Raw genomic sequence first — 21,162 nt, 5'->3', positions numbered from 1 at the left:
TGTTCCGGCGAAGATTGTCGCCGAAACCCTTACCTGACAGCTTCGATCGGGCCGTCGGCCTTACCTTGGATGAACTGGTCCAGATAGGGATTGCCGCTGGTATCCATCTGGCTCACCGGTCCGGTCCATTGGATCACGCCATCATGCAGCATGGCGATATTGTCGGCGATGGCGCGCACGGAGGTCATGTCGTGGGTGATGGTCATGGCCGTCGCGCCCATCTCCACCACGATCTCGCGGATAAGCTCGTTGATCACGCCGGACATGATCGGGTCGAGGCCGGTTGTGGGTTCGTCGAAAAAGATAATCTCGGGTTCGGCGGCGATGGCGCGGGCGAGACCCACACGTTTGGCCATACCGCCCGATAGCTCAGCAGGCAGACGGTCGGCCACATCCGGTTTCAGGCCGACGCGGCGCAGTTTTTCGATGGCAATCTCGCGCGCTTCTTCACGCGGGCGTTTAAGCGAGCCGCGCAGCAGGCGAAAGGCGACGTTCTGCCAGACCGGCAGGCTGTCAAAGAGCGCGCCGCCCTGAAAGAGCATGCCGAACCGCGCCAGAAAGGCATCGCGATCCCCTTTGCTCGCGTCCTGACCATCGACGGTGATGCTGCCGCTGTCCTGCTTGACGAGGCCGAGGATGCACTTCAGCGCAATGGATTTACCGGTGCCCGACCCGCCAATGATCACCATGGAGGTGCCCTTGGGGATCGACAGGTCGAGGCCGCGCAGCACGTGGTTCGACCCGAAAGCTTTCTGGATGCCCTTCATCTCGATCATAGCGTGAAAAACACCCCTGTGAGCACGAAATTGGCGGCGAGGATCAGGATTGCGGCACCTTCGACGGCGGATTTCGTGGCCCGTCCCACGCCCATGGCACCGCGTCCGGAATTCATGCCGTGAAAGCACCCCATCAGGGCGGCGGCAAAGCCGAAGACCGCGCCTTTGGTGAGCGAGGAGATGATGTCCAGCGGCTCCAGAAAATTCACGGTGTTGCGGATGTAGCCCGCCGGGTTGAACCCGAGCGTGCCTGTGGCCACGGCATAGCCGCCAAAGACGCCGATGATGTCACCCACGCCCACCAGCAGCGGCACGACCAGAACGGCCGCGAGTACCCGTGGGACGGTCAGGTACTTCATCGGATGCGTGGACAGCGTCACCAGCGCGTCAATCTGTTCCGTCACTTTCATGGTCGCAATTTCGGCGGCAATGGAAGAGGTCACGCGGGCAGCGATCATGAGGCCGACCAGCACCGGGCCAAGTTCGCGCACCATGCCCACGGCGACGATCTGCGGCACCACGGCCTCGGCGTTAAAGCGTGAGCCGCCCGCGTAGATCTGCAGCGCCAGTGCGCCCCCGGTAAAGACGGCTGTGAGACCCACGACCGGCAGCGACAGCCAGCCGATGTTGAGCAGGGCAGAGAGGAATTCGCGGCCATAGAACGGCGGGCGCAGCATATGGCTGACGGCCTGCACGCCGAAGAGGGCGATGCGGCCAATCGTGGCCAGTGCCGCCATCACGGTGCGGCCTATCAGGGCGAGCGGTTTCATCAGACGTAAACGCGTTTGTACCGCGCTCCCAGAGAGGTCAGAATTTCATAGCCAATGGTATCGGCAAATCCGGCAACGGTGTCCACCGATTGATGCGGGCCGATCAGTTCCAGGGTTTCGGGCTCCTCGGCGAGGCCTGTCACATCGACACCGATCATGTCCATGGAAATCCGCCCGACCACGGGGACGGCGGAGCTGCCGGTGTGCAGATGCGCGCTTGGTCCCATGCCCCGAATGATCCCATCGGCATATCCCGCAGCGATGGTGGCAATCCGCGACGGGCCGCGCGCCACCCAGGTGTTCGAATAGCCCACCGTTTCGCCCACGCTTACATCACGGATCTGGATCACTGGAATGTGCAGGGACACGACCGGGCGGGCATCCACATACGGCAGACCGCCGTAGAGCCCGATCCCGGGGCGGATCATGTCGAAGTGATAGTCAGACCCCAAAAGGGTGCCACCGGTCGCGGCCAGCGAACGGGGCGCGTCAATCCCGTCCGTCATCTCTACGAAGGTTTGCAACTGTCGCGCGTTCATCGCGTGATCGGGCGCATCGGCACAGGCGAGGTGCGACATGACAAGCGTCAGGTTCTGGCCAAGCGCCACATCCCGCAGCGCCGCCCATTCCGCGTCTTCCATGCCCAGCCGGTTCATGCCGGTGTCGAGTTGGATGCCAAAAGCGTGGCCGGGCAGGGTCTCCACATGGCGCAGCATCTGGTCGATGGAATTCAGCATCGGCGTCAGGTCGGCGTCGCGGATCAGGGCGGTGTCGCCCTCCATATGTCCCGAAAAGACGTTGATCTGCGGGCCCTTGCCAAGGATCTGCCGCAGGGCAGCACCTTCTTCGGCCATGGCGACAAAGAAGGTGCGGGCGCCCGCCCGGGCCAGGGCGCTGGCGACGGGCTTCAACCCCAGACCATAGGCGTCCGCTTTGACAACGGCACCGGCATCCGATTTCGCCATGGCGCTGAGGTTGCGCCAATTGTCAATCAAGGCGGTCATATCGATGGAAAGAACTGCACTGGCCATCCCCGCGTTTTGACAGGGATCGGGCGAGCGTCAAGTGGAAATTGGGCCTTGGGCAAGCCCATGCGCAGATGGTGCCGCCCTGTCAGGGAATATCGAAGTAGGCCCGGTTCTGCTCCCACATCTTTTCGCCGATCAGGCAATCGTAGGGTTGCTCTTGTGCGAGTTGCGCAGGGTAGATGCGCGCGGGCAGGCCGGCGATCTCCAGCACCAGCTTGCGTTTGACGGCATCGGCGAACTGGTCCCAGGCCAGAACCGGTATCACGAAGGCCCCCGGTCCGCCGATCACGCAGTGCCGGTAGTAGATGTCCAGATCCGGGATGCCCCAGATCTCGCTGAGCTGATCCTGCGTCATCAGGGGTAAACCGTTGATGATGAACCCCTCTGCCAGCGCCGCATCACGGGCGCGTTCCACCGGGCGGCCCTGATTGTTCGGCCCGTCGCCGGAGACATCGATCACCCGGCGCAGGCCCTGAAAGCCGTTCCCATCGAAATCCTCCGCGGCATAGAGCAGGGCACCCGAGATGGACGTGCGCCTGAGCCCCGCATCGAACCGGGCCGTGATCCTGTGCGCAATCGCTTGCGCCTCCCGTCGTGTGGCCAGCAAGGTCCAGGGCACGACAACCCGCTGCGAGTACTCGCCCGCCCATTCCACATAGGTAATGGCGATGCGGCCCAACAGACCGTTCTCAATGGCCTCCATCACCTGCGGGCTGGTGAGCGCTTCGGCATAGCCGCGCCGCTGGATTTCCAGCTCCGCAGGCGACATGGAACGCGAGACATCCACGGCCAGGAAGAGCTCCACATCCACTTCGACATCTTGTGCGGACAGGAAGGTGGGCAGGATCAGGAGCAAGGCAAGCCAGTGTCGCATGTGCCCATTGCGCCAGAGAATGCGGAGCCTGTCCAATCACAAATGATAAAGCTGCATGCGACGGGGCAATTCGCGAAGATTCGGGCAGGGTATCCGACGCAAACCGCACCCGCGTATGTCGAGAGTAGCGGGTGGGGATGTACAACCAGCACGCTGGGTTGAGATCATCCGGCTGGATTGTCGTTGCATGATGTTTGTTGCGCAAGCGCCCTCTTTTCCACCTATGGTGATCTGAAGACACGGCACGGGGGAATCGCACCGATCATGACCAGCACGCCCAGACTGGCAGCGCTTGCCGTGGTGATCCGCGTGGACCATGTCCTGCTGGTAAAGCGCAAAAACGCGCCGGATGCAGGCCTCTGGGGGTTTCCCGGCGGGCATGTGAACCTCGGAGAGACGGCGCTTGCAGCGGCGGCGCGGGAGCTTCGGGAGGAAACTGGCGTGCTTGGGCGACCCGTGCAGTATCTCACAAATGTTGATGTCATACACCGCGACACGCACGGCGACATGCAGTTTCATTTCCTGCTCGCGGCGGTGCTCTGCGACTACCTGGGTGGAACGCCGGAGGCGAATGACGACGCGAGCGCAGCGGCCTGGGTGCCTGCAACCGATGTTCTAGAGGGGCGGCTTTCCTGCAGCGCGAACGTCGATGACGTACTGCGCCTTGCGCATGCGGTTGAACGCGACAGCACTTAACTGTTGTAGGATACGTGAAAATACCCGGTCGGGGTCAGAATTCCCGGTCGCCGCCTTGCTGCCAGGGCTGCACGAGGTTGCCAAAGCGGGTGAAGCGGCCCTCGAAGCTCAGTTCAACCGTGCCGATGGGGCCGTGGCGTTGCTTGCCGATGACCACTTCGGCGCGACCGTGCAGGCGTTCCATCTCTTCCTGCCACTTGGCCATGGCTTCCAGATCGTGATCCCCCGGTTTTTCGCGTTCCTTGTAGTATTCCTCGCGGAACACGAACATCACCACATCGGCGTCCTGTTCGATGGAGCCGGATTCGCGCAGGTCGCTGAGCTGCGGGCGTTTGTCCTCGCGGTTTTCCACCTGACGTGAGAGCTGCGAGAGCGCGATCACCGGGATGTCCAGCTCCTTGGCGATGGCCTTGAGGCCCATCGTGATCTCGGAAATTTCATTCACGCGGTTCTCGGATTTGCCGGTGCCACGCACCAGCTGCAGGTAGTCCACGATCAGCACGTCGAGCCCGTAGGTCCGTTTCAGACGCCGCGCACGGGCCGCCAGCTGCGAGATCGGCAGGGCGGGCGTGTCATCGATGTAAAGCGGACAGGCCTCCAGCGCCTTGGCGGCATCGACGAAGCGACGGAATTCGGTCTCGGTCATATCGCCGCGACGGATCTGTTCGCTGGGCACTTCTGCTGCCTCTGACAGGATCCGCGCGGCGAGCTGCTCGGCACTCATCTCAAGCGAATAGAAGCCGACAACGCCGCCGTCGATGGCCCCTTCGGAGCCGTCCGGCAATTGGCCGCGCTTGTAGGCCTTGGCGATGTTGAAGGCGATGTTGGTGGCCAGCGAGGTTTTGCCCATGGACGGACGGCCCGCAAGAATGAGCAGGTCGGAGCGGTGCAGCCCGCCCAGTTTCTTGTCCATGTCGATCAAGCCGGTCGAAACGCCCGCAAGGCCGCCGTCACGCTGATAGGCGGCATTAGCTACATTAACAGCGTCCGTTACGGCTTTGAGAAAGCTCTGAAAACCACTTTCAACCTGGCCTTGTTCCGCCAGTTTATAGAGCGCCTGTTCAGCCTCAACGATCTGCTCGCGCGGCTCGGAGGCGACATCGACCGTCGCCGCCTTGTCGGAGATTTCGCGGCCCAGCTGGATCAGGTCGCGGCGCACGGCAAGATCATAGATCATCTGCGCGTAGTCGCGCACGGCAAAGGCGGAAATCGCGGCACCCGCAAGGCGCGCGAGATAGGCGGGGCCGCCCAGCTCCTTCAGCCCCTCATCGTCTTCCATGAAGGCCTTGAGCGTGACCGGAGAGGCAAGGTTGTTCTTGGCGATCCGGGCGGCGGCAATTTCAAAGATGCGCGCATGCACGGGGTCATAAAAATGTTTCGGACCGATGATAGAGGCCACCCGGTCGTAGATGTCATTGTTGGTCAGGATCGCGCCCAGAAGCTGTTGCTCAGCCTCGATGGAGTGCGGCATGGTCTCCGGCGATTGCACGTCGACGCCGGTTGGATTGAATGCTGCGATTTCGTTCATGCCTGTCTCACCTTGTCCCGGCGGTTTCTTAGCTCGTCCGTTTCACCAGAGGCAAATTGTATGTTTCTCTGGACAACCTGTGGATAAACCCAAGACTACATCATGCTGGCGCTTCATGCACGAAGATAACAAGATGTGGTGGGAGATCAGGTGTTTTCGCGCGCATGCTGCCAAGCACGGGGATCGTTCAGAAAGGCTTCGACTTCACTCAGCGTTGTGGCGTCAAACGCAGCCTGCGCCTTGGCTTCAGCCAGCACATCCCACCAGGTGCACAAGGAATGCAGAGCAACCCCATGATCGCCAAGGGTCTTTTCCGTCTCGGGAAAAATCCCGTAGTAAAAGATCACCGCCGTGTGCCCGCAGGTCGCACCCGTGTCGCGAATCGCATCGACAAAGGAGAGCTTGGAGCCGCCATCGGTGGTGAGGTCTTCGACCAGCAGTACGCGTTGACCTTCGCTCATATCGCCTTCGATACGTGCATTGCGACCGTAGCCCTTGGGCTTTTTGCGCACATAGGTCATCGGCAGACCCATCCGTTCGGCGACCAGCGCCGCGAAGGGGATGCCTGCCGTTTCGCCGCCCGCGATGTTGTCGAAGGCTTCAAAGCCCGCGTTGCGCATCACGGTGACGGTCAGGAAATCCATGAGTGTTGCGCGGATGCGCGGATAGCTGATCAGCTTGCGGCAATCGATGTAGGTGGGGCTGGGCAGGCCCGAGGCGAGGGTGAAGGGTTCGGCCGCGTTGAAGTGGACGGCCTTGATTTCCAGCAGCATGCGCGCGGTGAGGCGGGCCATTTCGGTGGCGTCGGGGTAGCTGCTGGGGGTCATCATGTGGTCCTTTGCTGTCGTGCCGGAAAGAGTCTTGCCTCCGGCGGGGATATTTCTGGCCAGAAGAAACTAGCGCACGGCCCATGCCAGCGGAAAGCCGGGATCAAAAACGGTGACCGGCCCGTCAGCGGTTTCGATGTGGGAGGGGTAGGTTGCGCCGGTTTTTTCCAGGGTGATGGTGTCGGTATTGGCGGGCAGGCGATAAAAGGCGGGGCCATTCAGCGAGGTGAACGCCTCCAGCTTGTCAAGCGCGCCGTCCTCTTCGAAGACATGGGCGAGAATGGACAGGGTGTTGGGCGCGGTAAAGCAGCCCGCACAGCCGCAGGGCAGCAGCTTGTTGGCGTCCGTGTGCGGGGCGGAATCGGTGCCGAGGAAGAACCGCGCGTCGCCGGATGTGGCCGCCGCGCGCAGGGCCAGACGATGCTCTTCCCGCTTGGCGACCGGCAGGCAGTAGTAATGTGGCCTGATGCCGCCCGCGAGGATGTGGTTGCGGTTGATCACGAGGTGATGCGTGGTGATCGTAGCCCCCAGGCTGTCGTCCTGCGCGCGGGCGTAGTCCACGGCGTTCCGCGTGGTGATATGTTCCATGACGACGCGCAGACCGGGCGTCGCCTTACGGATCGGGTCAAGCACCCGGTCGATGAACACTGCCTCGCGGTCGAAGATGTCGATCTCGGCATCTGTCACCTCGCCATGCACACAGAGTGGAAGGCCGATTTCGGCCATTTTCTCCAGCACCGCACGCACGTTGTCAAAGTTGGACACACCGCTGGCGGAATTCGTCGTTGCCCCCGCCGGATATAGTTTCACCGCATGCACAAGACCTGAGGCATGGGCGGCTGCGACATCCGCTGGATCGGTGTCTTCGGTCAGATAGAGGGTCATCAGGGGGGTGAAATCCATGCCTTCGGGAATCGCGGCACGGATACGGTCGTGGTAAGCGCTGGCCTGCGCGGCGGTCACCACCGGCGGCACCAGATTGGGCATGATGATGGCGCGGGCGAAATGTCGGGCAGTGGCAGGTAGGACAGCTTCCAACATCGCGCCATCGCGCAGGTGCAGGTGCCAATCGTCAGGGCGTCGCAAGGTCAGTGTCTGGCTCATGTCGCTGCGCTAGCACAGCTTTGTGCGCAGTGCCAGTATCAGCCGTCCTGCGCCTCACTCAGCAGCTGCAATCGTTTGACAAATCGGGGGGCGTTCAGGCGGTCCGCGACATTTCTGCACAGCGCGTGGAGCAACCTGTGCCGCCCCTGTTGGTCTAGCTTTGCCAGCAGGCGCCGCAGATAGGGCAGGTGGTCGCGCCGCGCGCGCATCAGTCTTGCAAAGCGGATCGGTGTCAGGGCGCCCTGTCCGGTGGCCACAATCAACCCATGCAGCAGGTCCATCTGCAACAGGCTTGTCTGCAGGATCTGCCCCATGTTGCGCATCGGCAGCTTTGTTACCTGCGGTTTGGTGAAAAGAGCAGCGTGCATTGCATCTTCTGTCTCGCTCGGATCGAAGATGATCCAGGCCTCTGAGGCCGCGTCCAGCATGTCCGGGGCGAAGCCGTAGCGATCATTGAAACTCACCCGGCGCATATGCGTAAAACGCCTGTCCCACGCCGCCACCCGTGGATCGAGCGTTGCCTGCGGCTGGATGGCCAGCACCTTGGCGCCCGGCGCTGTGACGGAAAATGCCGCCGCTGCGTAGCCGCAGGGTCCAGCGCCGTAAAACAGGACCTTATCGAATGCATCGAAGAACCCGTCATCCACAAGGTGGTCAAAAAACGCATAGACCGCAGGGTCGCGAAACCATGTGTCGCCATCACTGATCACGCCCAGATGGGACCATCCGACACTCTTGACCATGTTCCATCCCAGAGGATGCGCCTGGCTGGAAAGCGTCTGAATGCCCTGGTGGGTCTCGAAGGTCACCAGCAAAGTGGTGCCGTCTTCGACAAAACTGGCGCAGTGTTTTGAACCCAGTGGCGTCAGGGAGCCGCGCGCGCCGATCAGGTCGGTCACTTCGGACATCCACGCCTGCCGGGTCATGTCCCCCAGCGTGTGGCCAAAACTTATTGCCGCGTCCGGCATGGCACGTTTCCTCACCCTGCCCCCGGTCCTGTGCCGAAAGGCTTGTCTGGTGATTCTACGCGCCATTTGAGGCAAAATTGCGGAAACAACATGCGGAATTTTCGCTAATTGTCGCTTTTTGGACCGCTCTGCCGGGCGAAGTGTGCGGGCACGGCTGCCGCGCCACGCCCGAAGGCGATGTCTGCAGGGCAGCGCGTGAACCGTCGGCTCACCGTGACATCCGTGATCCATTGCACGGCGGCGCTCACTTGCAACCCGGCCTCACACCCCGTGATGTTGGCCGTGAGAATGAGCACGTCGGTCCAGCAAAGTAGCGTTTCAATTCTGACAGAGAAAAGGCCACTATTCGCTGTCACTGTCCAGACACCACCTGGGAGCTTTTCAACTGCGCCTGTGCCCAAGAATGCACTCAGTCGCCCGGGAACATCGGTCATTTCCGATCCTCTCAGGTATCGCCGATGGATCACCCCGCCCTGGATAATTCGCGTCAACGTAGACCAAAAGGCAAGGCATCAACGCTTGACCCGCCTGCTGTGGAGTGCAGGTTGTTGGCGGGAAAAGAGGAGAAAGCATGGCCGGGATTGATACGATCGACGCCGTTCAGGAAATGCTGTCGGCGCAGGGATATGTCTGCGACCGTGCGCTTGGCACAGTGGTTTTTTTGGCGCTGCGGCTGGGGCGACCGCTTTTCCTCGAAGGGGAGGCAGGCGTCGGCAAGACCGAGATTGCCAAGGCATTGTCTGCAGGCCTGAACCGGCGGCTGATCCGGCTTCAATGCTACGAGGGGCTGGATGCGTCCACGGCGGTCTATGAATGGAATTTCCCCGCCCAGATGGTGGCCATCCGCACGGCGGAGGCGGCAGGCGATCACTCCCGCAAGGATTTGCAGGCGGAGCTTTTCAGCGACGACTACCTGATCGAACGGCCACTGCTGGAAGCAATGCGCCCGGATGAGAACGGCGCGCCGGTGCTGCTGATTGACGAACTCGACCGGACAGATGAACCCTTCGAGGCCTTCCTGCTGGAGGCGCTGAGCGATTTTCAGGTGACGATCCCGGAACTGGGCACCATCAAAGCGCCAGAGCCGCCGATCGTGATCCTGACCTCCAACCGCACCCGCGAAGTGCATGACGCGCTGAAACGCCGCTGCCTCTATCACTGGGTGGACTATCCCGACTTCGACCGGGAGATGGAAATCCTGAACGCGCGCGCGCCCCAAGCGGCCGCAGCGCTCAGCCGCGAAGTGGTGGCTTTCGTGCAGCAATTGCGTACCGAAGATCTGTTCAAGAAACCCGGCGTGGCTGAAACCATCGACTGGGCCAAATGTCTGCTGGCGCTGGATGTGATCAACCTCAGCCCCGAGGTGATCGCCGATACGCTGGGCGCGATCCTCAAGTATCAGGACGATATCCAGAAACTGCAGGGTTCCGAGGCCAAACGCATCCTCGATCAGGTCAAGGCGACGCTGGAGCCCGCCTGATGCTTCTTCTGGCCAAAAATATCCCGGGGGAGCGCGCAGCGCGGGGGCAGCGCCCCTTGGACCGCAATGCCTGAATACGCCCCCCTCGATCTGCCCGAAAACCCGAAACTGGCGGGCAACATCACCCATTTCGCCCGCGCCCTGCGCCGGGCCGGTGTGCCTATCGGGCCGGGGCGGGTGATCGATGCCATCCGCGCGGTCGAAGCGGCAGGTTTCACTGAAAAACGCGATTTCTACTGGACACTGCACGCCTGTTTCGTGAACCGGCCCGAGCATCGTCTGGTCTTTGCGCAGATCTTCCGGCTCTACTGGCGCGATCCGCGCTATCTGGAACATATGATGTCCTACATGATCCCGGCGGTGCGCGGGGTGCAGGAGGATCGCAAGGCGCAGTCCGCTGAGAAACGCGCCGCCGAAGCGTTGCTGGACGGGGCCGAAGCACCGGATTTCGGCGAGGACGCGCCCGAGAATGAGGACACAACCGAAATTGAGATCGACGCCAGCCTGACCATGTCCAGTCAGGAACGGCTGCGCAGCCTCGATTTTGAACAGATGAGCACGGCGGAAATGGCGGCGGCCAAACGCATGCTGGCCCGGTTAAACCTGCCGGTGCCACCGATCCTGTCGCGCCGCGCCAAGGCGAGCCTGACTGGCCGTCGGGTCGATGCAGCCCGCACCCTTCGAGCGGCAATGCGGCAGGGTGGCGAGATGCACAGGATTGCCCTCAAGGAGCCGCGCCCGCGCTGGCCCAATCTGGTCGTGCTCTGTGATATTTCAGGCTCGATGAGCCAGTACAGCCGGGTGGTGCTGCATTTCCTGCACGCGGTGGCCAATGCCAAGGGGGCGGGCTGGGCCAAGGTGCATGCCTTCACCTTTGGCACGCGGCTGACCAACATCACCCGGCATCTGCGGCAGCGGGATGTGGACGCGGCCCTGGCCGCCGCCGGGGCCGAGGCGCAGGACTGGGAAGGCGGCACGCGCATCGGCGACTGCTTGACCAGCTTCAATCGCGACTGGTCCCGCCGGGTCATGGGGCAGGGCGCGGTGGTGTTGCTGATCACCGACGGGCTGGACCGGGATGACCCGGCGGCGCTGACCCGTCAGATGGAGCGGTTGCATCTCTCTGCCCGTCGCCTGATCTGGCTGAACCCCTTGCTGCGCTGGGAGGGCTTTGCCCCCAAGGCGCAGGGTATCCGCGCGATGCTGCCCAATGTGGACAGCTTTCGCGCGGGCCATTCCATTGCCTCGCTTGAAGACCTCGCAACCTCGCTCTCCCGCCCCGATGATATGGGCGAGAAAGACCGGCTCATGCGGCTGATCGACAGCTAGACGTCAGGCGACCGCATCGGCAAAGGCGCTGCGGTATAAGACGGATAGCGCCGTCATTGACGCGGTGCTGCCGCCCATCTTCACGTCATAGCCGCCAAAGGTGCCGACTTTCTCCAGCGTGAGACCGGCCGTTTTGGCCGCAGCCAACAGGGTGTCCGCGTCATCCGCGTCGCAGGAAATCAGATAGCGCCCCTGATCCTCGCCAAAGAGCTTGCTCGTGTCGCCTGTCTCCAGTGTCACGCCCAACCCGGCGCGCTCGGCCATCTCGAAGGCAGCCAAGGCAAGACCTCCGTCGGAGAGGTCCGTGCAGGCGGCAATGGTGGCGCGGTTGGCGCGGATGAAATCGCCATGCGCCACTTCCTGCGCCAGATCCACCGGCGGGGCGTCGCCTTCGGCGCGGTCAAAGACCTCTGCCAGCAGGGCCGACTGCCCCAGATGCCCGGCGGTTTCCCCCAGCACCAGCGCCACGTGGTTTTCGCGCACGTCACAGCCGATGATGTCATCCACATGCGCAATCAGACCCACCGCGCCGATGGTCGGGGTCGGCAGGATCGCCGCGCCATCGGTCTCATTATAAAGCGACACATTGCCGGAGACGATGGGCATGTCCAGCGCCTTCACAGCCTCTCCAATGCCTTTGATCGCGCCGACGAACTGGCCCATGATGCGCGGCTTTTCCGGGTTGCCGAAATTCATGTTGTCGGTCGTTGCCAAGGGGGTGGCCCCGACGGCGGTCAGGTTGCGGTAGGCTTCGGCGACGGCCTGTTTGCCGCCCTCAACCGGGTTGGCCTGCACATAGCGCGGCGTGACGTCCGAGGTGAAGGCCAGCGCCTTGTCGGTGCCATGCACCCGCACGATGCCTGCGCCGATACCGGGAATGCGCACGGTATCGGCCATGACCATTGTGTCGTATTGCGTGTATACCCATTCCTTGGCCGCATAATTCGGGCTCAGGATAAGTTTCCTGAGGGCCTCCATCGGATCGACTTCCAGATCCTCGGTGAAGGCGGCGGGGGCGGGGGTTTCCTCCCACGGGCGGTCGTATTCCGGAGCCGTGCCTGCCAGTGTCTTAAGCGGCAGATCGGCCTTGACCTCGCCATTGTGCACGATCAGGAAGCGATCTTCGGCAATGGTTTCGCCGACAATTGCGAAATCGAGGTCCCATTTGTCGAACACCGCCTTGGCTTCGGCCTCCAGCTCGGGGCGCAGCACCATCAGCATGCGCTCCTGGCTTTCCGACAGCATCATCTCATAGGCGGTCATGGCCTCCTCGCGCACAGGCACGTTTTCCAGATCGAGCCGCACGCCGAGGTTGCCCTTGTCGCCCATCTCCACAGCGGAGCAGGTCAGCCCGGCAGCCCCCATGTCCTGAATGGAGATCACCGCACCCGTCTGCATCAGCTCCAGCGTCGCTTCCATCAGGCGCTTTTCGGTGAAGGGATCGCCGACCTGCACGGTGGGGCGTTTTTCCTCGATGGTGTCGTCAAATTCGGCAGAGGCCATGGTGGCCCCACCGACACCGTCGCGCCCGGTCTTCGCCCCCAGATAGACCACCGGCATACCGACACCCGAGGCGGCGGAGTAGAAAATCTTGTCTGCATCCGCGAGACCTGCGGCAAAGGCGTTCACGAGGCAATTGCCGTTATAGGCCGGATCAAAACGGACCTCGCCACCGACAGTCGGGACGCCGAAACAATTGCCATAGCCGCCGATGCCTTCGACCACCCCGTTGACCAATTGCCGGGTCTTGGGATGCGCGGGCTCCCCGAAGCTCAGCGAATTCATCGCCGCGATGGGCCGTGCACCCATGGTGAAGACATCACGTAAAATGCCGCCCACCCCGGTGGCCGCCCCCTGATAAGGTTCAATGTAGCTGGGGTGGTTGTGGCTCTCCATCTTGAACACCACCGCCTGGCCGTCGCCGATGTCCACGACGCCCGCGTTCTCACCCGGGCCACAGATTACCTGCGGGCCTTCTGTGGGTAGGGTGCGCAGCCACTTCTTGGACGACTTGTAGGAGCAATGCTCGTTCCACATGGCTGAAAAAATGCCCAGCTCGGTGAATGTCGGCTCCCGGCCTACAATCTCGAGGATGCGGTCATATTCATCCGGGCTCAGCCCGTGTTTTGCGATCAGATCCGGTGTGATGGCAGGTTCAGTCATCGCGCGTCAGGCCCCCCGTGGCAGTGTTGCGCTGTCTTTAGAGGAAGGGGCAGGCAGGGAAAAGGGCAAAGCCGGATCGGCCTTGACGAAAAAAAAGGCCGAGCACGAAGCTCGGCCAAGTCCAACAGGGAGGTATGAAGGCAGATGCAGGGCATCCGCTCCTTCACGAGATCAAATAAGTGGCGACCTGCACACGATCAAGGCTAATTCTGTATAAGTGTCAGCATGTCAGATATGCGGATTTTGCATAGCTGACCGGATGATCAAGGATTCTGTTTGTCTCTCAACTGTTTGCGGTAACTGATGATCTCTTCCTGAACGAAATCCTTGAAGGCAGAGACCCGCTGGGAATGCCGCAATTCTTCCGGATATGCCAGAAAAACAGGCACATCCGCGGATTCCAGATCCGGCAGCACACGCACCAGATCGGGAAAGTCCTGTGTGACGTAGTCCGGCAGCACGCCGATTCCGAGGTTGTGCAGGACGCCCTGCAGAACACCGAAGTAATTGTTGACCGTCAGAAGCGAGCGGATGTCATAGGTCATCAGGTGCTGCACGAGGTTCAGACCGGCGCCCACCTGATCGCTGTCCGTATTCTGGCAGATGAGCCTGTGGTCCGCGATGTTCTCGATTTCTTTTGGCGTGCCGTTCTCTGCCAGATAGTCGGGCGTGGCGAACAGACACATGCGGATCATCATCAGCTTTTTGCGAATGAGGTCCGCCTGGCTGGGTTCCTTCATGCGGATCGCGACATCCGCCTCGCGCATCGGCAGGTCGAGCACGCGCTCTTCGAGCATCAGGTCGATCTTAAGGTCCGGGTATTGCTCGTAGAGCTTGGGCAGACGCGGCGCGAGCCAGAGCGTGCCGAACCCGGTCGTCGTCGTGACCCGAAGCTCGCCAAACACTTCCTCCTCGCTGTCGCGAATGCGGGCAGATGCCGTGTCGAGCCGTTTGGTCATGGCCGATGTCGCATCGAACAGCAATTCGCCCTGTTCGGTGAGAATCAGGCCCCGTGCGTGGCGGTGAAACAGCGTGGTGTTGAGCATCTCTTCGAGCCCACGCACCTGCCGGCTGACCGCCGATTGCGACAGATTCAGCTTATCGCCAGCGTGGGTCAAAGACCCTGCGTCCGCCACCGCGTGAAATATTCTGAGCTTATCCCAATCCATGTCGCATCCCGTGCAAATCCTTCGGCACCTCCTAGCGACATATTGTTTCGAAATACAGAGAAGGTGGCGGTCTGAGCGGCGAAATGCAAAAAAACCCCCTATACAGGTCAGTCTTTGTGACCTATTATTGCGGTAAATCTGTGCAAGACTGGGAAAACGCTGGGGAGGCGACCAATGAGCACTCAGAAAATATCGCTGAATGACCGTTACGACCTGACAAAGAGCCCGGTGCTGCTGAACGGCACGCAGGCTCTTGTGCGCCTGATGATGATGCAGAAAGCGCTGGATCGGACGGCGGGGCTGAATACCGCCGGGCTGGTCACGGGATACCGTGGCTCACCGCTGGGCGCGGTGGACATACAGATGCAGCGGGCGCTGAAACCCCTGTCCGATCATGACGTTACCTTTCAGACGGGTCTGAACGAAGACCTGGCGGCTACGGCACTTTGGGGCAGCCAGCAGGCGGAATTGCGCGGCGAGGGCAAGTTCGATGGCGTCTTTGGTCTGTGGTATGGCAAGGGCCCGGGGGTGGACCGCACCGGCGACGTGATGCGCCACGCCAATATGGCGGGCAGCTCTGCGCACGGTGGCGTGCTGATGGCGATGGGCGATGATCACACCGGGGAAAGCTCCACGGTCTTGCACCAGTCGGAATGGGCCATGGTGGACGCCTATATGCCGGTGGTGAGCCCGGCGGGGGTGCAGGAAATTCTGGACTACGGGCTTTACGGCTTTGCGCTCAGCCGGTTTTCCGGCCTGTGGGTCGGGCTAAAGACGATGAAGGACACCATCGAAGTGACATCCGTCGTCGACGCGGATCCTGGACGCGCGTCTTTTGTCCTGCCGACCTTTGAGATGCCGGACGGCGGGCTGAACATCCGGCTCATCGATACGCCACACGCGCAGGAAGCGCGTATGATCGACTACAAGCGCTTTGCCGCGGAAGCCTTCAGCCACGCCAACAAGATGGACAAGCGCGTGTGGGGCAAGCCGGGTGCCAAGATCGGTTTTGTCGCGGCGGGCAAGAACTGGCTGGATCTGGAACATGCGCTGACGCTCTTGAACATCGACGGTGCGGAGGCGGAGCGGCTGGGCATCACCACCTACAAGATTGGCCAGACCTTCCCGCTTGACATGAAAGGCTTCCACGACTGGGCCGAAGACCTCGATCTGATCGTTGTTGTCGAGGAAAAGCGCAAGCTGATCGAAGTGCAGATCAAGGAAGCGATTTTTGATGATCGCCGCGGCCGGCGGGTCTATGGCTGGCACAAGGGCGGCGGTGCGGGGTCGATGCACGGCGAAGAGCTGTTCCCGACACGCGGCGCGCTCGACCCGATCATGATTGCCGAGAAGCTGGGCGGTATTCTGATCGAAGAAGGGCGTGATAACGATAGGTTACGTGCAGGCCTTAAAGTTCTTGAAGACGCCCGCCGCAACGACAATGCCGAGGATATCGCGACCCGGTTGCCGTACTTTTGCTCCGGCTGCCCGCATAACTCCTCCACGAAACTGCCGGAGGGGTCCCGTGCCTACGCGGGCATCGGATGTCACTATATGGTGCAGTGGATGGACCGTGAAACCACCGGTTTCACCCATATGGGCGGTGAAGGCGCGAATTGGATCGGTGAGGCGCCGTTTTCTACGCGTGACCACGTATTCCAGAACCTCGGAGACGGCACCTATAACCATTCCGGTGTGCAGGCCATTCGCGCGGCGTTGAACGCGAAAACCAACATCACTTACAAGATCCTATACAATGACGCCGTGGCCATGACCGGCGGACAGCACAATGAAGGGGATCTGGATGCGCCGCGGATCGTCAAAGAGCTGCAGGCGATGGGTGTGCCGAACATCGCCGTGGTCTATGATGAGAAAGAAGATGTTGATCTCAAGGCGTTTTCCGATGTTGAAATCCACGAGAGAGCACATTTGCAAACTGTACAGGAGAAGTTTGCAAAGCTGTCTGGTGTCTCGGCGATTGTCTACATCCAGACCTGTGCCGCTGAAAAGCGCCGGCGCCGCAAGCGGGGGCTGTTCCCTGATCCGGACAAACGCGTTTTTATCAATACCGATGTCTGTGAAGGCTGCGGCGATTGCGGTGTGCAGTCCAATTGCGTGTCCATCGTGCCAAAGGAAACGGAATTGGGGCGCAAACGCGCCATCGATCAATCCTCTTGCAACAAGGACTACAGCTGTGTGAAAGGCTTTTGCCCGTCCTTTGTGACGCTGGAGGGGGCCAAAGTCCGCCAGGACCCGACCACAAAGCTGGACCTGCCCGACCTGCCACAGCCTGATCTGCCCACGATCAACGGCACGTGGAACGTGGTGATCACAGGCGTCGGTGGCACAGGTGTCGTGACCATTGGGGCCGTGATGGCGCAGGCGGCGCACATCGATGGCAAGGGCGCTGGCATGATGGAGATGGCCGGGCTGGCGCAAAAGGGCGGCGCCGTGCATATCCATTGCCGCCTTGCGGAAAAACCCGGTGATATCAACGCAATCCGCGTGGCAACCGGCGAAGCGGATGCGCTGATTGGCGGTGATCTTGTGGTCTCTGCCGGGGCAAAGACACTTGGGCTGACGCGCGCGGACCGCACCGGGGCCGTGGTCAACAGCCATGAAATCATCACCGGCGACTTTACCCGCGACACCGAATTTCAATTGCCCAGCGAACGGTTGTCCCTGGCACTCGAAGCGCGGCTGAAAGACCGGCTTGATCTCTTTGACGCCTCAGACCTCGCCAAGGCAACCTTGGGCGATTCCATCTTTTCCAACATGATGATCTTCGGCGGGGCTTGGCAGCGGGGGCTGATCCCTCTGTCGGCGGAGGCCATTACGCAAGCCATCACGCTCAACGGCGCTGCGGTGGAGCGGAACCTGCGCGCCTTTGACATTGGCCGGTGGGCGGTGCTGTTCCCGAAAGATGCGGCGGCGGTGTTGTCGCCCAAGGTCGTTCAGCTTCCGAAGACGCAGCAGGAGAAGATTGCTTTCCGGGCGGATCACCTCACCGCCTATCAAAGCGGTCGGCTGGCGCGGAAGTACCACAAGTTCCTTGAGGGAATTTCAGACGAGGATCTGCGCGATGCCGCTTTAAAAGGGTATCATAAGCTGCTGTCTTACAAGGATGAATACGAAGTGGCGCGCCTGCTCTTGTCGAGCCGTGAGAAGGCTGCGGCAGAGTTTGACGGTGATTTCAAAATGACTTTCAATCTGGCCCCGCCGATGTTGTCCAAAAAGGGCCCTGACGGGCGGCCCATGAAACGCACCTTCGGTCCCTGGCTGGAAAAACCGCTGCGCATTCTGGCTCGCTTCAAGCGGTTACGCGGCACGCCTTTCGATCCCTTCGGATACACGCGGGAACGCCGGATGGAGCGCGCCCTGATCAAACAATATGAGCGCGACATGCGCGAGGTTCTGCCCTTGCTGAGCGACACGACCAAACCCGCCATGATTGCGCTTGCGGAGCTGCCGCTTCAGATCAAGGGGTTCGGCCCGGTCAAGGAAGCGCATGAAGCCAAGGCAGCCAAGCGGCGCGAAGAACTGCTGGCGGTGATACGCGCCGGGGGATCGGAAACGGCCCGCGCCGCGGAGTAGTGTCACATCGGTGTTATAATCGCTGGGCATAGAGCGTTGCCGAAGCTAGAGTTTTGGCCACAAGATCATGCATGGAGCCATCATGATGCGCCGCAACATCGCGCGGGATATCAGCTATTCGCACTCTGCCGAGACACGGGGGGGCCGCGCCCTGATCCGGGTGATGGAGAATAGTACTGGTCGTCTGCGTTTGATCAAACGGGCCCGTGGCTATGAGCGTGAGGTCGCAAAGGGACGCGATTTCTTTGACGTCATGGTTGATCGCTATGGTCTTTCCCTCGACGTGGTTTCCGGGTCGCTGAAGAATATCCCCCGCACGGGGCCGCTGATCATGATCGCCAACCACCCTTACGGCATCCTCGACGGGTTGATGATGGGCCATATTCTGGCGCGGACGCGGGGCGATTTCCGCATTCTGGCCAATTCGGTGTTTCGCAAGGCCGAGGATCTGAACCGCGTCATCCTGCCGATCAGTTTCGAGACCACGAAGGACGCGCTGGCGCTCAATATTGCCACCCGGAAAACGGCGCTCGGCTATCTGCGCGATGGGGGGGCGATTGGTATTTTTCCGGGCGGCACGGTCAGCACCGCAGCGCGCCCGTTTTCGCGACCCATGGATCCCGGCTGGCGCAGCTTTACCGCGCGCATGATCGGCAAATCCGGTGCCATGGTCTTGCCGGTTTACTTTGACGGGCACACCAGCCGCCTGTTTCAGATCGCAAGTCACATGCATTCCACGCTGCGCATGGGGTTGCTGATCAAGGAGTTCCGAAAACGTGTGGACACGCCCGTCCGCATTGCCGTTGGGCAGCCCATTGGGCGCGACGTGCTCGACCCTTTGGCGAAAGACGGCAAAGCGATGATGGATTTCCTGCGCAAAGCAACGTATGAGCTTTCCACGGACCCGGATAAACGATTTGATCTGGGCTATGAATTCGAAGAGCGGCACCGGTCCTGAGCAGGTGCCACAAGGGCACCGGACGCATGGCAGTTGGTATTTTTGACAGCGGATTGGGCGGGTTAACCGTTCTGGAGGCAGCGCAAACGCGTCTTCCTGAGGTGCCCTTTGTCTATCTGGCGGATAGTGCCCATGCGCCCTACGGGGTACGTACGGCTGATGACATCTATGACCTGACTTGTACGGCAGTCTCGCGGCTTTTCGAGACGGGGTGTGATCTGGTGATTCTCGCCTGTAATACCGCGTCGGCGGCGGCATTGCGGCGGATGCAGGAATCCTGGGTGCCCGAGGACAAGCGGGTGCTGGGCGTTTTCGTGCCGCTGATCGAGGCGATGACTGAACGGCAATGGGGGGACAATTCTCCGCCGCGCGAAGTGGATGTGAAACATGTCGCCTTGTTTGCCACGCCCGCCACCGTTGCCAGCCGCGCGTTCCAGCGGGAACTGGCGTTTCGGGCCATCGGCGTTGATGTGGAGGCGCAGGCCTGTGGCGGTGTCGTGGATGCCATAGAAGACGGTGACATGATCCTGGCGGAGGCCTTGGTGCGCAGTCATGTCGATGCGCTCAAGCGCAAGATGCCGGAGCCGGACGCTGCCATTCTGGGCTGCACGCACTACCCTCTGCTGCAGGACATCTTTCAGGATGCCCTTGGCGAGAACGTGCGGGTATTCAGTCAGGCGACATTGGTTGCAGAGAGCCTGGCGGATTATCTGACCCGTCATGCCGATATGGCCGGGGCAGGCGACAGCGATTTCCTGACCACCGGCGATCCGCGCCGTGTGAGCGACCGGGCGACACAGTTTTTGCGACGACAGATCACCTTTCAATCTGCCTGAGCATTTCAACTCTATCGAGACGGACCTTCCATGACCTATTCCATCGCCATCCTTGGCGCCTCTGGCTACACGGGCGCAGAACTCATTCGGCTGATCGCCGAGCATCCTCATCTGAACATTACCGCGCTTGGCGCGCATTCCAAAGCCGGGCAGTCCATGGCACAGGTGTTCCCGCATCTGCGTCATCTCGACCTGCCCACGCTTTTGCAAATAGGTGACATCGACTTTGCAAACATCGATCTGTGCTTTTGCGCCCTGCCGCATAAGACCAGCCAGGAGGTGATCGCCAAATTGCCCGCTGATCTGAAGATCGTCGATCTGAGTGCGGATTTCCGTCTGCGGGACCCGGAGGCCTACAAGCAGTGGTATGGCAATGAACACGCCGCGGTGGCGCATCAGAAGGAAGCGGTCTACGGGTTGACCGAGTTCTACCGCGCGCAGATCAAGGCGGCGCGGCTTGTCGCTGGCACCGGGTGCAATGCGGCGACCGGGCAGTTTGTGTTGCGCCCCCTGATCCAGACCGGGTTGATCGACCTCGACGAGATCATCCTCGATCTCAAATGCGCCGTGTCCGGGGCAGGGCGGAGCCTGAAGGAAAACCTGCTGCATGCCGAATTGTCTGAAGGCTACCACGGGTATGCCGTGGGTGGGACGCATCGGCACTTGGGTGAATTCGATCAGGAATTCAGCGCCCTGGCAGGCAGGCCGGTCAAGATACAGTTCACGCCCCATCTGATCCCGGCCAATCGCGGCATTCTGGCGACTGCCTATGTCAAGGGGGCGGCAGATGCGATCCATCAGGCGCTGGTGGATGCCTATCCGAACGAGCCCTTCATCGAGGTGCTGCCCTTTGGCGAAACGCCCAGCACGCACCATGTCCGTGGCTCCAATTTCTGTCATATCGGCGTTGCGGCGGACCGCATCGAGGGCCGGGCGATCATCATTGGTGCGCTTGATAACCTGACAAAAGGTAGCAGCGGGCAGGCGTTGCAAAATGCCAACCTGATGTTAGATATTGAAGAGACCGAAGGGCTGATGATGGCCCCGCTTTTCCCGTGAGGA

General features: G+C 61.2%; 18 protein-coding genes. 7 read left to right on the top strand and 11 right to left on the bottom strand.

Translation table 11 applies throughout. The features are described 5' to 3' along the window. Positions 1–29: 29 nt before the first annotated feature. The 4 genes from ISX84_RS11390 to ISX84_RS11375 all read right to left on the bottom strand — a co-directional run bounded on the left by ISX84_RS11390 (position 30) and on the right by ISX84_RS11375 (position 3,448). Entirely contained in the window at positions 30–776 is a 747-nt protein-coding gene (locus ISX84_RS11390; RefSeq protein WP_195820491.1) for an ABC transporter ATP-binding protein, read from the bottom strand. Continuing rightward, positions 773–1,546 (bottom strand): MlaE family ABC transporter permease, encoded by a 774-nt coding sequence (locus ISX84_RS11385; protein ID WP_195820490.1) that lies wholly within the window; start codon positions 1,544–1,546, stop codon positions 773–775. Before ISX84_RS11385 ends, ISX84_RS11390 begins: the two co-directional genes overlap by 4 nt. Next, positions 1,546–2,577, bottom strand: coding sequence for an alanine racemase (alr, locus tag ISX84_RS11380; RefSeq protein ID WP_195820489.1), 1,032 nt, complete (start codon positions 2,575–2,577; stop codon positions 1,546–1,548). The genes ISX84_RS11385 and alr overlap by 1 nt, the downstream gene beginning before the upstream one ends. 82 nt (positions 2,578–2,659) lie before the next feature. Then, complete coding sequence (locus ISX84_RS11375; protein WP_195820488.1) at positions 2,660–3,448, bottom strand: DUF1194 domain-containing protein; 789 nt, start codon at positions 3,446–3,448, stop codon at positions 2,660–2,662. Between the two features lie 264 nt (positions 3,449–3,712). Here ISX84_RS11375 and ISX84_RS11370 point away from each other — a divergent pair, with 264 nt between their 5' ends. Continuing rightward, the gene (locus ISX84_RS11370; RefSeq protein ID WP_195820487.1) at positions 3,713–4,144 is read left to right on the top strand and encodes an NUDIX hydrolase; all 432 of its coding nucleotides are present in this window, start codon (positions 3,713–3,715) and stop codon (positions 4,142–4,144) included. A gap of 34 nt (positions 4,145–4,178) precedes the next feature. Here ISX84_RS11370 and ISX84_RS11365 read toward each other — a convergent pair whose 3' ends face one another. The 5 genes from ISX84_RS11365 to ISX84_RS11345 form a co-directional block, all read right to left on the bottom strand. Beyond that, positions 4,179–5,672 (bottom strand): replicative DNA helicase, encoded by a 1,494-nt coding sequence (locus ISX84_RS11365; RefSeq protein ID WP_195820486.1) that lies wholly within the window; start codon positions 5,670–5,672, stop codon positions 4,179–4,181. A gap of 146 nt (positions 5,673–5,818) precedes the next feature. Further along, positions 5,819–6,499 (bottom strand): orotate phosphoribosyltransferase, encoded by a 681-nt coding sequence (locus ISX84_RS11360; RefSeq protein WP_195820485.1) that lies wholly within the window; start codon positions 6,497–6,499, stop codon positions 5,819–5,821. Positions 6,500–6,568: 69 nt separating this feature from the next. Next, entirely contained in the window at positions 6,569–7,603 is a 1,035-nt protein-coding gene (gene pyrC / locus ISX84_RS11355) for a dihydroorotase (RefSeq protein ID WP_195820484.1), read from the bottom strand. 38 nt (positions 7,604–7,641) lie between these two features. Continuing rightward, complete coding sequence (locus tag ISX84_RS11350; protein ID WP_229884271.1) at positions 7,642–8,571, bottom strand: phosphoadenosine phosphosulfate reductase; 930 nt, start codon at positions 8,569–8,571, stop codon at positions 7,642–7,644. Positions 8,572–8,675: 104 nt separating this feature from the next. Beyond that, a complete protein-coding gene (locus ISX84_RS11345) occupies positions 8,676–8,867 on the bottom strand; it encodes a hypothetical protein (RefSeq protein WP_195820483.1) in 192 nt (63 codons plus the stop codon). 275 nt (positions 8,868–9,142) lie between these two features. Here ISX84_RS11345 and ISX84_RS11340 point away from each other — a divergent pair, with 275 nt between their 5' ends. Both ISX84_RS11340 and ISX84_RS11335 read left to right on the top strand, forming a co-directional pair. Then, the gene (locus ISX84_RS11340) at positions 9,143–10,051 is read left to right on the top strand and encodes an AAA family ATPase (protein ID WP_195820482.1); all 909 of its coding nucleotides are present in this window, start codon (positions 9,143–9,145) and stop codon (positions 10,049–10,051) included. Positions 10,052–10,117: 66 nt separating this feature from the next. Further along, positions 10,118–11,380 carry a vWA domain-containing protein gene (locus ISX84_RS11335; RefSeq protein WP_195820481.1) on the top strand — a complete coding sequence of 421 codons (1,263 nt, stop codon included), beginning with the start codon at positions 10,118–10,120 and terminating at the stop codon, positions 11,378–11,380. A gap of 3 nt (positions 11,381–11,383) precedes the next feature. On the opposite strand, the gene purL is transcribed toward ISX84_RS11335, so the two are convergent. Together purL and ISX84_RS11325 are read right to left on the bottom strand one after the other, a co-directional pair. Next, positions 11,384–13,543 (bottom strand): phosphoribosylformylglycinamidine synthase subunit PurL, encoded by a 2,160-nt coding sequence (gene purL, locus ISX84_RS11330; RefSeq protein WP_195820480.1) that lies wholly within the window; start codon positions 13,541–13,543, stop codon positions 11,384–11,386. A gap of 263 nt (positions 13,544–13,806) precedes the next feature. Continuing rightward, positions 13,807–14,712 (bottom strand): LysR family transcriptional regulator, encoded by a 906-nt coding sequence (locus ISX84_RS11325; RefSeq protein WP_195820479.1) that lies wholly within the window; start codon positions 14,710–14,712, stop codon positions 13,807–13,809. A gap of 174 nt (positions 14,713–14,886) precedes the next feature. Here ISX84_RS11325 and ISX84_RS11320 point away from each other — a divergent pair, with 174 nt between their 5' ends. From ISX84_RS11320 to argC, 4 genes are all read left to right on the top strand, one after another. Next, a complete protein-coding gene (locus tag ISX84_RS11320) occupies positions 14,887–18,306 on the top strand; it encodes an indolepyruvate ferredoxin oxidoreductase family protein (RefSeq protein WP_195820478.1) in 3,420 nt (1,139 codons plus the stop codon). Between the two features lie 85 nt (positions 18,307–18,391). Next, complete coding sequence (locus tag ISX84_RS11315) at positions 18,392–19,264, top strand: lysophospholipid acyltransferase family protein (protein ID WP_229884270.1); 873 nt, start codon at positions 18,392–18,394, stop codon at positions 19,262–19,264. A gap of 26 nt (positions 19,265–19,290) precedes the next feature. After that, entirely contained in the window at positions 19,291–20,100 is an 810-nt protein-coding gene (locus ISX84_RS11310; protein ID WP_195820477.1) for a glutamate racemase, read from the top strand. A 30-nt stretch (positions 20,101–20,130) separates the two neighbouring features. Next, positions 20,131–21,159: an N-acetyl-gamma-glutamyl-phosphate reductase gene (gene argC, locus ISX84_RS11305; protein ID WP_195820476.1), complete on the top strand. Its 1,029-nt coding sequence runs from the start codon at positions 20,131–20,133 to the stop codon at positions 21,157–21,159. Positions 21,160–21,162 lie beyond the last annotated feature (3 nt).

This window comes from Roseobacter sp. MH60115, from assembly GCF_015644665.1.
Lineage (GTDB): Bacteria > Pseudomonadota > Alphaproteobacteria > Rhodobacterales > Rhodobacteraceae > Roseobacter.
This window is presented reverse-complemented; position numbering and strand designations above follow the sequence as displayed.